The sequence below is a fragment of the Algibacter sp. Ld11 genome (genome assembly GCF_045066735.1).
Classification (GTDB): domain Bacteria; phylum Bacteroidota; class Bacteroidia; order Flavobacteriales; family Flavobacteriaceae; genus Algibacter.
In genome coordinates, this window is the sequence record NZ_JBISHH010000024.1 from 301,369 (window position 1) to 314,320 (window position 12,952).

General features: G+C 34.8%; 11 protein-coding genes. 5 read left to right on the forward strand and 6 right to left on the reverse strand.

Annotated elements, in window-relative coordinates:
• Positions 1-176 precede the first annotated feature (176 nt).
• Both ACJJV4_RS11725 and ACJJV4_RS11730 read left to right on the forward strand, forming a co-directional pair.
• Positions 177-2,216: a TonB-dependent receptor plug domain-containing protein gene (locus ACJJV4_RS11725; RefSeq protein ID WP_405294627.1), complete on the forward strand. Its 2,040-nt coding sequence runs from the start codon at positions 177-179 to the stop codon at positions 2,214-2,216.
• An 18-nt stretch (positions 2,217-2,234) separates the two neighbouring features.
• Positions 2,235-3,317: an HmuY family protein gene (locus tag ACJJV4_RS11730; RefSeq protein WP_405294629.1), complete on the forward strand. Its 1,083-nt coding sequence runs from the start codon at positions 2,235-2,237 to the stop codon at positions 3,315-3,317.
• A gap of 86 nt (positions 3,318-3,403) precedes the next feature.
• Here ACJJV4_RS11730 and ACJJV4_RS11735 read toward each other — a convergent pair whose 3' ends face one another.
• From ACJJV4_RS11735 to ACJJV4_RS11745, 3 genes are all read right to left on the reverse strand, one after another.
• Positions 3,404-3,601, reverse strand: a complete 198-nt coding sequence (locus ACJJV4_RS11735) for a hypothetical protein (protein ID WP_233267609.1) — start codon at positions 3,599-3,601, stop codon at positions 3,404-3,406.
• A complete protein-coding gene (locus ACJJV4_RS11740) occupies positions 3,598-4,992 on the reverse strand; it encodes a radical SAM protein (RefSeq protein WP_405294631.1) in 1,395 nt (464 codons plus the stop codon). Before ACJJV4_RS11740 ends, ACJJV4_RS11735 begins: the two co-directional genes overlap by 4 nt.
• A gap of 104 nt (positions 4,993-5,096) precedes the next feature.
• Positions 5,097-5,846 (reverse strand): prolipoprotein diacylglyceryl transferase, encoded by a 750-nt coding sequence (locus ACJJV4_RS11745; RefSeq protein ID WP_405294633.1) that lies wholly within the window; start codon positions 5,844-5,846, stop codon positions 5,097-5,099.
• Between the two features lie 195 nt (positions 5,847-6,041).
• Here ACJJV4_RS11745 and ACJJV4_RS11750 point away from each other — a divergent pair, with 195 nt between their 5' ends.
• The 3 genes from ACJJV4_RS11750 (at position 6,042) to dusB (ending at position 10,288) form a co-directional block, all read left to right on the forward strand.
• A complete protein-coding gene (locus ACJJV4_RS11750; RefSeq protein WP_405294635.1) occupies positions 6,042-8,507 on the forward strand; it encodes a hypothetical protein in 2,466 nt (821 codons plus the stop codon).
• 75 nt (positions 8,508-8,582) lie between these two features.
• Positions 8,583-9,236, forward strand: coding sequence for a hypothetical protein (locus ACJJV4_RS11755; RefSeq protein WP_405294637.1), 654 nt, complete (start codon positions 8,583-8,585; stop codon positions 9,234-9,236).
• A 56-nt stretch (positions 9,237-9,292) separates the two neighbouring features.
• Complete coding sequence (gene dusB, locus ACJJV4_RS11760; RefSeq protein WP_405294639.1) at positions 9,293-10,288, forward strand: tRNA dihydrouridine synthase DusB; 996 nt, start codon at positions 9,293-9,295, stop codon at positions 10,286-10,288.
• A 270-nt stretch (positions 10,289-10,558) separates the two neighbouring features.
• Here the strand turns inward: dusB and ACJJV4_RS11765 are convergent, their stop codons facing one another.
• From ACJJV4_RS11765 to ACJJV4_RS11775, 3 genes are read right to left on the reverse strand one after another with little or no spacing between them, the layout of a single operon-like run.
• A complete protein-coding gene (locus ACJJV4_RS11765; RefSeq protein WP_405294641.1) occupies positions 10,559-11,293 on the reverse strand; it encodes an SDR family oxidoreductase in 735 nt (244 codons plus the stop codon).
• 12 nt (positions 11,294-11,305) lie between these two features.
• Entirely contained in the window at positions 11,306-12,106 is an 801-nt protein-coding gene (locus ACJJV4_RS11770; RefSeq protein WP_405294643.1) for a haloacid dehalogenase type II, read from the reverse strand.
• A 58-nt stretch (positions 12,107-12,164) separates the two neighbouring features.
• Positions 12,165-12,767, reverse strand: a complete 603-nt coding sequence (locus ACJJV4_RS11775; RefSeq protein WP_405294645.1) for a TetR/AcrR family transcriptional regulator — start codon at positions 12,765-12,767, stop codon at positions 12,165-12,167.
• Positions 12,768-12,952: the final 185 nt, after the last annotated feature.

Here is a 12,952-nt window from a genome sequence, read left to right on the forward strand (position 1 = left end):
TGGTTTTCTAAGGTTAAAAAAATTACTATTCTTATTTAGACTTATTAAAAACAAATTGTATAATCGCAGCAAATTTATATAGAATGAGTCTAAATAAAAACAATATTGTAATCTTTTTTCTAATAATTTTTTGGAAGAGCTCCTTTTCTCAAATTGAAAAAACAGAGGACGGGGATATGAATGATTTAGAAGAGGTTGTAATTACTGGTCAATATAATCCGCAATCTATTCGAAAATCGGTTAACAATGTTATTGTTATCAATCGTGAGCAAATTGAAAATCAGGCCGCCAATAATTTGGCCGATTTACTTAATTATAATTTAAACTTAACGGTTATTCCTAATGCGCAAAGCGGAAAATCTACTATTTCATTTTTTGGTTTAGATGCGCAGTATTTCAATGTTTTGATTGATAATATTCCGTTAGTAAGCGATAATGGTTTGGGGAATAATATAGATTTAACTCAAATAAATCTCGATGATATTGCACGTATTGAAATTGTGGAAGGCGCTATGGGTGTGGAGTATGGCGCTAATGCTGTTTCGGGTGTTATTAACATTATTACAAAAACATCAATAGATAATAATTGGCGTGTTCAGGCATTTTTACAAGAGGAAACGGTAAGCGATGAGTATGCTTGGTTTGATGAAGGTAGGCATATTCAAGGTTTAAATATTTCGCATAATATTAATGACAATTGGTTTGGTCGTGTTGGTATAAATCGAAATCAGTTTGCGGGATTTTATAATGCACAACTAGGTGAAAACCATTATCAAAACGATGGTTTACGCGGGTATGATTGGCTCCCAAAAACACAAATAAATTCTAATATATTTTTAAATTATAAGAAGAAATCCTTCAGTTTATCTTATAAATCGGAATATTTTAATGAGGTCATTAATTATTACGACGCTGCTGTTCGTGCCAATATTGATACCGAAACACAAACGAGTAATCCGTCGGCAACTGATAAAATTTTCACTACCAATAGATTTTTAAATAATTTAAACCTTAACGGACATTTTACATCTGGTGCAAATTATGGCCTGTCGCTTTCTTATCAACAACAAACACGCGATTTAAACGAGTTTAATTATTACATACTTACCCAAGAAAGAACAAACGAAACCGATGAAACTTATCAGTCTAGTCATGTGTTTTTTGCAAAAGGATTGGTTAGTAATTTGGTGAAAAGTGATGTGTTTAACTTTCAACTGGGGTTTGAAAGCCGCTTAATGAAAGGTTTTGATACCGAAGCTTCGGGAGATGTTACTCAGTTAGATAAGGAACAAAAGCAAAATAATACGGCTGTTTTTGGGTCTTCGGAATTTAGCTTAAGTGAAAAATTCTCAATTCGACCAGGAATTCGATATGAGTACAATTCGCTATTTCATTCCAAATTAATAAGTTCTTTTAGCACGCGCTATTTAATGAAACATGGTTTTGAATTGCGGGGGAATATTGGCACATCTTACCGCACGCCAAGCTTTAGCGAGTTGTATTACTATTTTGTAGATTCTAATCACGATGTGCAAGGGAATGAAAATTTAAATCCTGAAAATGGGTTTTCAGCGGCTATAAACCTTAAAAAACGTAGTTGGATAAATGATGTTTCGCTTATAAATACATTTAAAATTACCTATCTCGATGTTAATGATAAAATAGATTTAGCCGTTGTAAATACTTCGCCTTTGCAGTATCAGTATATCAATATTGATGCTTATAAATTATGGGGAATAACTTCGGAAAATAAAATTAAAACCAACAATTGGTCTTTCAATTTAGGCGCTACGCTTCAGGGTATTTCCCGAATTGCAAATAATGAAGTAAATGCCAATAATGATTTTCTGTATTCATATCAAATAAATACAAGCGCGAATTACTTCATTAAAAAATGGAATACAGGCTTAACTCTGCTTTTAAAACACAACGGCGAACAGAAAGATTACGTGGGTTCAGGAACCGATGACGATGGAAATTCTGTATTCGAAAAAGCAACAACCAATGCTTACTCGTGGTTAGATGCATCTATTAAAAAGTCTTTTTTCAATAATAAAATTCAAGCCACTCTAGGAGGTAGAAACTTGCTCGATGTAACCGATGTAAGAGTTAGGGGCTCTTCTAGTGGCGCTGTTCATGCAGATACTAACAGTTCGTTATTGCTGGGTTATGGACGATCTTATTATTTAAAACTTTTATACAATCTTAATTTTTAACCAATAAATATCTTTAATATGAATAACAAATTGTCAACTTTAATTTTATGTATTTCTGCTCTTGTTTTTTCGAGTTGTAGTAGTGACGATACACCAACTGAACCCATAAAAATAGTAATTGAAGGTGCTGCGGTATCTCCAGAAGTTGGTGGGCCAAACGAGCAAAACCAAGTTTATATCGATTTAAGTTCTAATGCAACAACAGCTATCCAAAGAGATTCTTGGGATTTAGGTTTTTATTCTGGATCTGAATTTCGAGTTGCTATAAATGGTTCAATTTATATGGCTGTAGCCGAATTATCCGAAACAGATATTGATGTTGTGAGTTCAACGTCTACCGAAGTACAAGATTTACAACCTTTAGTGGCTGTTGGTACATACCAAGCTGAGAACATTATATATGTAGATTCTCCAGAAGGTGCAATTGCAAATACAGCTATTTCAGAAATATCTACTATCGATGCAGATAATAAAGTGTATCTAGTAAACTTAGGAAACGCCGTAGGTACAGAAACTCCTGCTACAGGTAGTGTTTCTATTTCTGGAGATTCTAGAGGATGGAAAAAAATACGTGTTTTAAAAAGTGGGGACGATTATGTTTTACAATATGCAGATTTAGATGCCGCAACTCATGAAGAAGTAACTATTTCTAAAGATTCAAATTACAACTTTACATTCTTTAGTTTTAATACAGAAACAATAGTAAGTGTAGAGCCAGAAAAAACAAATTGGGATTTAAATTTCACTGTTTTCACTAATGAAATAGAAGGTTATGGATCTTACGGGTATTCCGATTTTGTTGTTAATAACGTAAAAGCAAATGCACAAGTTTATATGGTTGACACCGATGTAGATGTGCTTACTTACGCCGATTTCACTTTAGCAAACGTTAATAGCACAAATTTCAATATCGACCAACGCGGTATTGGTAGTAGCTGGAGAAATGGTGGTGGCCCAGGATCTCTACCTTCTTTAAAAGACAATGTGTTTTATGTGGTAAACGATACTGACGGAAACCTATATAAATTACAATTTTTAGCATTAACCAACGCTGATGGCGAGCGTGGTTACCCTGAGTTTGTTTATAGCCTGTTGCAATAGCAACTGTATTAGTACCAGTTATTTTAAGTTAGTCAAAAAAAGCCACTCGTAAATGAGTGGCTTTTTAATGTTAGTTTATGTTTTAACTAAGCCATCATACTCCCGCAAATTCCTAAACTAACAATACAATAAACGGCGGCTAAAATGAAAAGAATTTTAGCTGCTTTTTTATGTTTTTTAAACACGATAAAGCCAATAATAGCCAGAAAAATTGCTGGGCCAAACATAATGGCTAGAATAAGATATATTAAACCATCTAAATTTCCTACTTCTAAAAACATCATAATATTTCTTTTCTAAGTTCTTCTAATCTAGCCTTTTTATCATCACGATAAAATAAGTTCATGGTTTCAAAAGGTATAATTTTATTGTCTTTATCCACAATATGCACACACGATTTTTTTATGGCACGTACATCAAAATTATAAGCATCAATAAACTGCATAATGATTACCCGAAACAAATTATCATAACCCAAATTTGGCGCATCAATATCTGGTAAGCAACACATAATGCTTTTTAAGTTTTCTTGAGCCACTTCAACCGAATTTCCAGTGCTAAACAACTCAATCATTTTATCTTGCAATTGGCTGTCTTGCTCGTAAATAATTGTGTTTTTACTATTATCCAATAAATCGTTTGGATTTATATATCGCGTTAACGGAAAAACCTCTTCACCCAATTTTAAGGCATAACCCATCACCAAAGCATCTGGATTACAAGGTACGGGCAACAAATCGTCAGGATTAAAAATATCGGTTTGCTCCATTATTTTCCGTCTCACTTCCGTCAACGTCATTCTATCGGTTTCCGGATTAAAATTATCCAATCGGCCAGCAATTTGCGTAGGTTGCAACGTGACGCCACGAATACATTTTTGTTTTAAAGCATAGTCTATAATTTTCCCAATTTCATGGTCGTTTAAGCCTTTTTGTAATGTAACAACCAGTGTGGTCGATAGGTTTACAGCGTTTAAATTAGCAATAGCCTGCGCTCTAATATGGTTTAAATCGGCGCCACGTAATTCCTGCAAAACGCTATTCTCAAAAGAGTCGAACTGTAAATAAATTTCAAAATCGGGTGCATAGGTTTTTAATCGTTCCGCGAAAGCGATATCCTTAGCAATTTTTATACCGTTAGTATTGAGCATTAAATGCCTAATTGGTAACGATTTTGCATAATCCATAATCTCCCAAAACTGCGGATGTATAGTGGGCTCACCTCCCGAAATTTGCACCACATCGGGCTCTTTTTCATTCCTAACAATAGTGTCCAGCATAGCCTTCACCTCGTCTAAAGTGCGATGTCTGCCATAGGTTGGCGATGACCCTGCATAACAAGTTGGGCACGTTAAATTACAGCGATCTGTAACCTCCACAACTGTTAAGCAACTATGCTGCTCGTGGTCGGGACACAACCCACAATCGTACGGGCAACCATAATCGGTTTTGGTGTTAAAAACATAAGGCGTTTCACTAGGTTTATTGTAATTCCGTATATTTTTGTAATACTCAATATCGTCGGCAATTAACACCTTAGAATTCCCGTGTTCTTTACAGCGTTTTAGCATATAAACGTTACCGTTTTCGAATACAATTTTAGCATCCACACGTTTTAAACACTCGGGACATAAACTTAAAGTAAAATCGTAATACGTATATTTTCTAACAGGCATTTTTGTTGTTTTTTAATAAATATTTGGGCGTTCCCTTCGTTAGGGCTTTACACTGCAAGTCCTCGCACTTCCTTCGTCAGGCTGTGGGCTTTCCGTTGCAATCCCTAACGCGCTTTTCTGCCAAGTATAAGGCTTAAAATAGTGTTTTGGTAATACAGCAAACAAATTAGACATAATATTTGAATTGTACTCAATCCAAAAACATAAAACACATTAGGTTTTAAGAATTCAATAAAAAACCGGAATCCAAAATAGAGAATCATAAACCATTTAAAAAGTTCACCGTTTTTTAAAACGGCTTTATTTTTGGTGTAATTTAAAGCTATAAACAAAACGATTAAAAACACCAATTCATAAAGCGATGTTGGGTGGCGTAAAACACCGTCACCTAAATCCATTCCAAAAATTGATGATGTTGCTTTACCGTAAGTAAACTCATTAATTCCTGATAAAAAACAGCCCACTCTACCAATAAAAATGCCGATAATTATCGGAGACACAAATAAATCGCCAGAACGTTGCGTTTCGCCAACTATTTTTTTAGCAAGTTCCACACCAAGTAATCCACCAAATAAACCACCCATTATGGTTTTGGCGTTTAGTAGTTGTATCAGGTTTCCTTTTGTGAATTCTATTAAAGGGTTTTCTAAAAAACCAACCAAACGCGAACCAATAAGTGCGCCTAAAGCAGCGCCAAGAATTATCGATAGTCGGTTTGTAGTCGATATGGCGTCTGTGCTTCTTCTTCGTAGAAATAAATAATACCTAAAACCAATAAAAAAGGCTAGGTATTCTAAAACTAAGTGAACATTAATAGTATAACCAAAAACTTCGGGTGTAAATGGAATTTGCAAAGGATGAATTTTTTATAAATATAGCCGATTTTTTCAATCTAGGTTTTCATGATTCAGTTTCTAACTGTTTATGTTGGTTCAGTAATTAAACCTTTACGACCGTTTTGAGTCTTATTTCTTTAATGGTTAAAGAGTTAATTAGAGGAAAAGCCTTATATTAATTTTTTAAAACTAAACTAAGCCACACCAACTAACATGAAAAAAATATTAATCTGTTTTTTCACAGTAATCCTTACCACATCAACGCTGTTTTCTCAAGAAAAAAGCACAATTCCAGATATTGAGAAAATATATATTCACACCGATAGATCTAAATATGTTGCAGGCGAATCGCTTTGGTATAAGGCATATACTGTTTATGCTTACAATAACCTCTTGTTTAGCCATAGTGGTATTCTTTATGTAGAATTAATTTCGTCCGATTCTAAAATAATTTTCCGAAACACGACCAAATTGATAGGCGGTCTAGGGCACGGCGATTTTAAGTTAACCGATGCTGCAGGTGTAAAACCTGGTAAATATCAAATACGAGCATATACCAATTGGACTCGAAATTTTGGAAAAGATTTTGTGTTTACAAAGGAAATAGAAGTTCTAGATGTATTTAATGAGGTTGCAGAAACCAGTAACGGGGCAACAGCTGAGAATTCAGAAACAAATAATATCGATTCTACAGCAAGCGAAAAAGAAACTTTAAAAGTTCAGTTTTTCCCAGAAGGGGGATCGCTTATTCAAGATGTACCAAGTGTTGTTGCTTTTAAAGCGGTAGATGCTTACGGAAACCCTATAAAAGTGCAAGGTAAGGTGTATGATTCTAACAACGAACTCGTAACTTTTTTTATGAGTATTCACGATGGTATGGGCGTGTTTCAATTACAACCAGAGGCGGGTAAAACCTATTATGCTAAAATTACTGCTACCGGTAATACCGACATAGAAGTACCGCTTCCTGCAGCAGATTCAAAAGGGGTTTTGTTAAGTTATAGCGACATTAAGGGCAGAAGCATCATCACTATAAAAACAAACGAGGCCACGCGTTTAGAACATGCAGAGAAACCAATTACACTGCGTTATAAATCTAGAGGACTTTTATATTTTGAAGAAAAACTAGAGTTATCGAGCACTAAATTATTGTTAGAGTTACCAAAGGCAGAACTTCCGGAAGGCATAAGTCAAATCACGTTATTCGATGGCGATTTAAAACCACAAAGTGAACGTTTGGTTTATGTAGAAAAAAGTAGAAATTTAAAAGTTGGTTTAACCACGGATAAAGCATCATATAAAACACAAGAGAAAGTTGTGCTTAATATAACATCGACAGATAACTCTGGAGTAGCTGTTCCTGCAAGTTACTCACTAGCGGTAACCGATTTAAATAGCTCAAAAGATTTAAATAATAACGAAAGTAATATCAGTTCTTATTTTTTAATGGAATCTGATATTAAAGGTAAAGTGCATAACGCTGGCCATTATTTCGATGCTAATAATCCTGCTAGATTTCAGCATTTAGATGTGTTACTATTAACCCAAGGCTGGCGCGATTTTTTATGGAAACAAGAACGAAAAGTTGTTGATAATCCAGATTTTAAAGTAGAAAAAGGAATTAATATTTCAGGGCACGTTAAACATCTTTTCTTACCAAAACCAATTGTTGGAAATACCATTTCTTTAACCTTGTTTAATAAAAGTATAGGGACCTTAAATGAGATTACAGATTCATTAGGTATGTTTAATTTTGATAATTTAGATATAACAGGCAAAGCACGAATTATATTAACTACTAAAAATAAAAGAGGAAAGAAAAACGGCATGTTTGTTTTAGATTCTATTTTTAAATCGCCAATGTATGTTAGTGCTATGCCAAAAGTTCCTAAAGTTAAATTTTCACCTGAAATAAAGAGCGTGAAGCAAAATATTTATAAAAAATATATTGAGTTCAACGTGATGCCAGAGAATGTTTTAAATGAAATTGAAGTTACCGGAAAAAAACAAGTGGCGGGAGAAGATATTAATATACATAGTAAAATGGCCAATGGGTATGTTGTAGACGACAGTACTCCAAAATTTGCAAGTGTTTTTGAATTGTTAGAATACGCCATTCCAACGCTTGAAGTTGGTAATCGCGAAAGCATAAAGTTTACTAGAAACCCAGGAGCCGCGTTAATACTCATAGATCAAAATCGCTTACTAGATCCACAACAAGAAGGATCGGATATGATTATTGCAATGTTAACCGATATTCAACCGGAAGATGTTTTAAAAATAGAATATGATAATAGCTCCGTTTCTACAATGATTTATGGAAACCAAGGTGCAAATGGTTCTATTAAGATTTATACAACAAACAATTCGAATTCTAATTTTGGTAACGGTAGCCCTAAAGAAGCCTTACAAACCATAAATAAACATATAGAAGGTTATAATGAAGGTCGTGTTTTTTATTCACCAGATTTAGAAAACATTGCCGATAGTAAAGATAAAAACGCGTCTATCCGTAACACCTTGTATTGGAATCCGTATGTTCACCCAGATAAAACAGGTGTTTTAGAACTTCATTATTACAATACTCGGGTTGAAACCGACGTGAAATTAAGTTTAGAAGGTATTACGGCAAGTGGTATTCCGGTTGTGGTGAAAACGATGTATTCTATAGAAAACTAGGGTGTTTTTTGTTACAATGTTCCGTTTTAATCAAAAAACATTAATTTCGCAGCAAAATTAACAACACCTAAGTTTATGTTTAAGAAATCGTTAGCTGTATTATCATTGTTCTTTATTTTAACCTCTTGTTGGAAAGATAAAAGTCCAGAAGACTTAATTCGACTAAAAGATAAATTCAAATCGCAAGTATCTACATTTGAAAGTAAAAAAGAAGTCGCTAATAAAAACGTAAATAGAGGCCTAGAATCTTTAGGTGCTTTAAAATTAGCTTTAGAAGATGCTAAAAACGAAGACAAAGAATTTGCAAAAGTTTATGGCGACTGGGAAAAAGTGGATAAACGCGTGAGTAACCTAAACAAGGAATACGAAGATTTAAAAACAAAAGCCTCCAACCTATTTACGGCCATGGAAACGCAAACCAATAGCTTAAGCGACGAAAAAAGTAGAAACACACTGTTATCAGCAATAAAAAAAGCTAAAACAAAATACAACGGTACTTTAGCAAATACATCTAAAGCTATAGATAAACTTAGGCTTTTACATAATGATGCTGTTGAAGTTGTGAAAGCCCTAGAAGTTGCAGCGGCATTAAACTCTTTTGATGCTATTAACGGACAAATGAAAAGTATTGAAGACCGTGTAGATGGTATTATGGCAGAACTTAATGTTGCTGTTGTAGAAAGTAAAAAACTATACGAGAAAAAAATAACTGAATTAGGCGAAGATTAATTAAGCGAAGCTTCTTTAATCAAAAAAACCTTAATTTTGCCCAAAAACAAATCCACTTGGTAAAAATAGATCACATAGAACTGCCCGATTTCCCATTGCTTTTAGCACCCATGGAAGATGTTAGCGACCCACCATTTCGCGCACTTTGCAAAGAACAAGGGGCTGATGTAGTTTACACCGAGTTTGTATCGAGCGAAGGTTTAATTCGTAACGCCGCAAAAAGTGTTATGAAACTCGATATCTACGAAAAAGAACGTCCAGTTGGTATTCAAATTTTTGGAGCAAATTTAGATAGCATGCTACAAACCATAGATATTGTAGCCGAGTCTAAACCCGATATTATCGATATTAATTTTGGTTGCCCTGTAAAAAAGGTAGTCAGTAAAGGTGCTGGAGCAGGCATTCTAAAAGATGTTTGCTTAATGGAACAACTTACTGCCGAAATGGTAAAACGCACCAATATTCCTATTACAGTAAAAACGCGCTTGGGTTGGGATCACGACTCTATTCGTATCGTTGAGGTGGCCGAGCGTCTGCAAGACGTGGGCTGTAAAGCCATTGCTATTCATGGGAGAACACGAGCACAAATGTATAAAGGCGATGCCGATTGGAAACCTATTGCACAAGTAAAAAATAATCCACGTATGCATATTCCTATCTTCGGAAACGGAGATGTTACCACACCAGAACGCGCCATGGAAATGCGTGACGATTACGGTTTAGATGGTTGCATGATTGGACGCGCAAGTATTGGGAATCCTTGGTTTTTTAAGCAAGTAAAACACTTTTTTACAACCGGTGAACATTTGGCGCCAATAAGTTTAGAAGCACGTGTTGAAGCTGCCCGTCGCCATTTACAAATGTCTATAGATTGGAAAGGTGAAACCCTTGGAGTGTTTGAAACTCGCCGTCATTACACCAACTATTTTAAAGGAATTCCGCATTTTAAAGAACACCGCATGAAAATGGTAACATCAGATCATTCCGAAGATGTTTTTGCTGCTTTCGATGAGGTTTTAGAAAAATTTGCAGGATACCAATTCACAGAATAAATACCGTATTTAATTATAAAAATTTGGGCAAATGGCAAGCCACCGCGCTATCCATTACTAGTTTTTGCTTGATGCGCGCCTCTCCAAAAGCTAACCATTACTATCGCTTTTGCAATAATCTGCGAAGTAGGTTGTATAAAATGATATTTGAGGTGTATTTGTTAGGTTTAACGACGTAAGGAGGAATCACAAAGAGAATGAACTATACCCGACTATAGCTGTAATACCTCCCGTTGTCGATAATTGAAATTTCTTTAATTTCTAATTCTTTTAAACCAATGCGCCATTCGCACCAATAACTTGTCCCGAAATCCATTTAGATTCATCACTAGCTAAAAACACGACTACATTGGCAATATCAATAGGTTTTGCAAGTCTATTAAAAGCGTTCATACCACTAAGTTTATCAATAAACTCTTGCGATTTTCCCTTTAAAAACAGCTCGGTTTCAGTAGCACCAGGAGCCAATGCATTAACCGAAATACCACGTCCTATTTCCTTAGAAAACACACGTGTAATTTGCTCAACAGCCGCTTTGGTGGCTGAGTATATGCCATAAGTAGGAAACATTAATTTTGCAGTACTCGATGAGATATTAATAATATTTCCATTATCTGCTAGTTTGCTGTCTGCTTCTTGTAGCGTATTAAAAATACCGCGCACATTAACATCAAACTGACTTGTAAAATCTTCTTGAGTGTTGTCTTTTATAAGTTTATTGTTCATTATACCGGCATTGTTAACCAAAACATCAACTTTACCATACTTTTCAATGGCTTTATCAAAAAGATTTACAACGTCTGCTTTTTGGCTTACATCTGCTTTTACAGAAATTGCTGTACCACCATTATTAACAATAGTATCAATGGTTTCTTTTGCTTCTGTTTCGCTGTTAGAATAATTAACAATTACTTTTGCGCCATTTTTGGCTAACTGTATAGCAATTTCTTTTCCTATACCCTTAGACGATCCGGTTACTATAATAACTTTGTTTTCTAGATTCATAATGTATATTATTTATTTCATTGCAATTAATTGATCTGCTATGTGTTTTAAATTAGATTCCGATAGTTCTGGTAACGGTGCCAATGGATATAATTGCGCTCCCGGACGACTAATAAAGGCGCCACGCCAATTAGCCCAAATTGCTCCTGCAACATCCCAACCGTGTGCTGCTACCAACATGCACTCGCTAGGTTTAACACCCATTTTTCTTGCGGCCCAATCGTAAGCATCAGCATGTGGTTTAAATTTACCCATATCTTCAATACTTAAACGTTGCTCGAAATACTCGGTTAATCCGGCATTTTTAAATTGCGTTTCAACACCTTTGTTGGATGAGTTTGTGAAAGACACTAAAGTGTAACCTGCATCTTTTAAGCTTTGCAACGCTTGTTTTACTTCTGGGTGTGCAGGTATAGAACGTAACGGGCCTAAAATGGCTTGTCGTCCTTCTTCTTCGCTAATCGAAATGTTATGGTTGGCTGCAACCATTTGTAGTGCCGCAGAGCCTATAATTCCGAAGTCGTTATACTGCCTTCCTACTGTAGTTACTAAAGAGTATTGCAGCATGGTAGTAAACCAAAGTGGTAATAGATCTGGCCGATTACCCAACACTTTACCAACACTCTCTTTCATGGCCGTTAAATCGAGCAGTGTTTCGTTTACATCAAAAAACAATACTTTTGGTCGATTACTAGGTGTTGTATTCATTGAGTTGTTTGCTTCTGATGATGAAAATACTAAATGTGGAGCTGCTAAACCTACCATTGCCGATTTTTTCAGAAAATCTCTTCTTTTGTTTTTTTCGTTTTTCATAATAATAATAATTGTTTTTAAAACATACTAATAGGTATGTTTTTTATGTAAAAAAATATTAACTCTTAATTTGTTGTAAATAAATAGATAAGCCAGTCATGTATTGGTCTAAAATATTATCTGTGTCGTATAGTTTTCGAATTCCACGAACCCCTTCAAAAGCACTGATTAAATATATGGCAACCGATTCGCTTGCGATGTTTTTTTTAATGGTGTTTTCTAGTTTGCCACGTTCTAACAAATGTACTAAGGCATCCTGCCAATTTTCAATTATTTGCTTAAGAGCCATTTGGTATGCGGTTTCAAAATCGCCAATTTCATTTATAAAATTGTTTGTTGGGCAACCGTGTTTTTTATCGTGTAGTGAGAAGGACTTTAACCTTTCTGAAAAGGTGTTTTCTAGTATATCTAAAGCGTTTCCAGGTTGCTGTAAAGGTTCTATCATGCCTTTAAAAACACGTTCTTGTAGTTTTAAGCTTATTACGGCAAGACCTAATTCTTTTTTATTTTTGTAGTGATGATAGAATGCACCTTTTGTTAATTTGGTGCTTTTCATTATTGTATCTACACTTGTGGTTTTAAATCCGTTTTTATAAAACAGCTTAAACGATTCGTTAAGAATGGTTTGTTTTGTGAGTTCCGATTTTTGTTCCTGTAACATATTACAAAAGTATATAAAAAATACCATGAGGTATGTTTTTTAACTTTTTCTGTTAAATTGTATGTTGTGCGTATAAAAATAATTTGTGATGTTGTGGTTTTGGTTGGCAGATAAACCCGCGAGAAGGATTGATGCGGCATCCTTTTTTGTAAGCTTAGAATAGCTTATACTTTAGGTTGTGTCTA

Bases quoted from the DNA above. Each gene is read 5' to 3' on its own strand.
- ACJJV4_RS11725 (WP_405294627.1), top strand. From the start codon at position 177: ATGAATGATTTAGAAGAGGTTGTAATTACTGGTCAATATAATCCGCAA.
- ACJJV4_RS11730 (WP_405294629.1), top strand. From the start codon at position 2,235: ATGAATAACAAATTGTCAACTTTAATTTTATGTATTTCTGCTCTTGTT.
- ACJJV4_RS11735 (WP_233267609.1), bottom strand. From the start codon at position 3,601: ATGATGTTTTTAGAAGTAGGAAATTTAGATGGTTTAATATATCTTATT.
- ACJJV4_RS11740 (WP_405294631.1), bottom strand. From the start codon at position 4,992: ATGCCTGTTAGAAAATATACGTATTACGATTTTACTTTAAGTTTATGT.
- ACJJV4_RS11750 (WP_405294635.1), top strand. From the start codon at position 6,042: ATGAAAAAAATATTAATCTGTTTTTTCACAGTAATCCTTACCACATCA.
- ACJJV4_RS11755 (WP_405294637.1), top strand. From the start codon at position 8,583: ATGTTTAAGAAATCGTTAGCTGTATTATCATTGTTCTTTATTTTAACC.
- ACJJV4_RS11765 (WP_405294641.1), bottom strand. From the start codon at position 11,293: ATGAATCTAGAAAACAAAGTTATTATAGTAACCGGATCGTCTAAGGGT.
- ACJJV4_RS11770 (WP_405294643.1), bottom strand. From the start codon at position 12,106: ATGAAAAACGAAAAAAACAAAAGAAGAGATTTTCTGAAAAAATCGGCA.
- ACJJV4_RS11775 (WP_405294645.1), bottom strand. From the start codon at position 12,767: ATGTTACAGGAACAAAAATCGGAACTCACAAAACAAACCATTCTTAAC.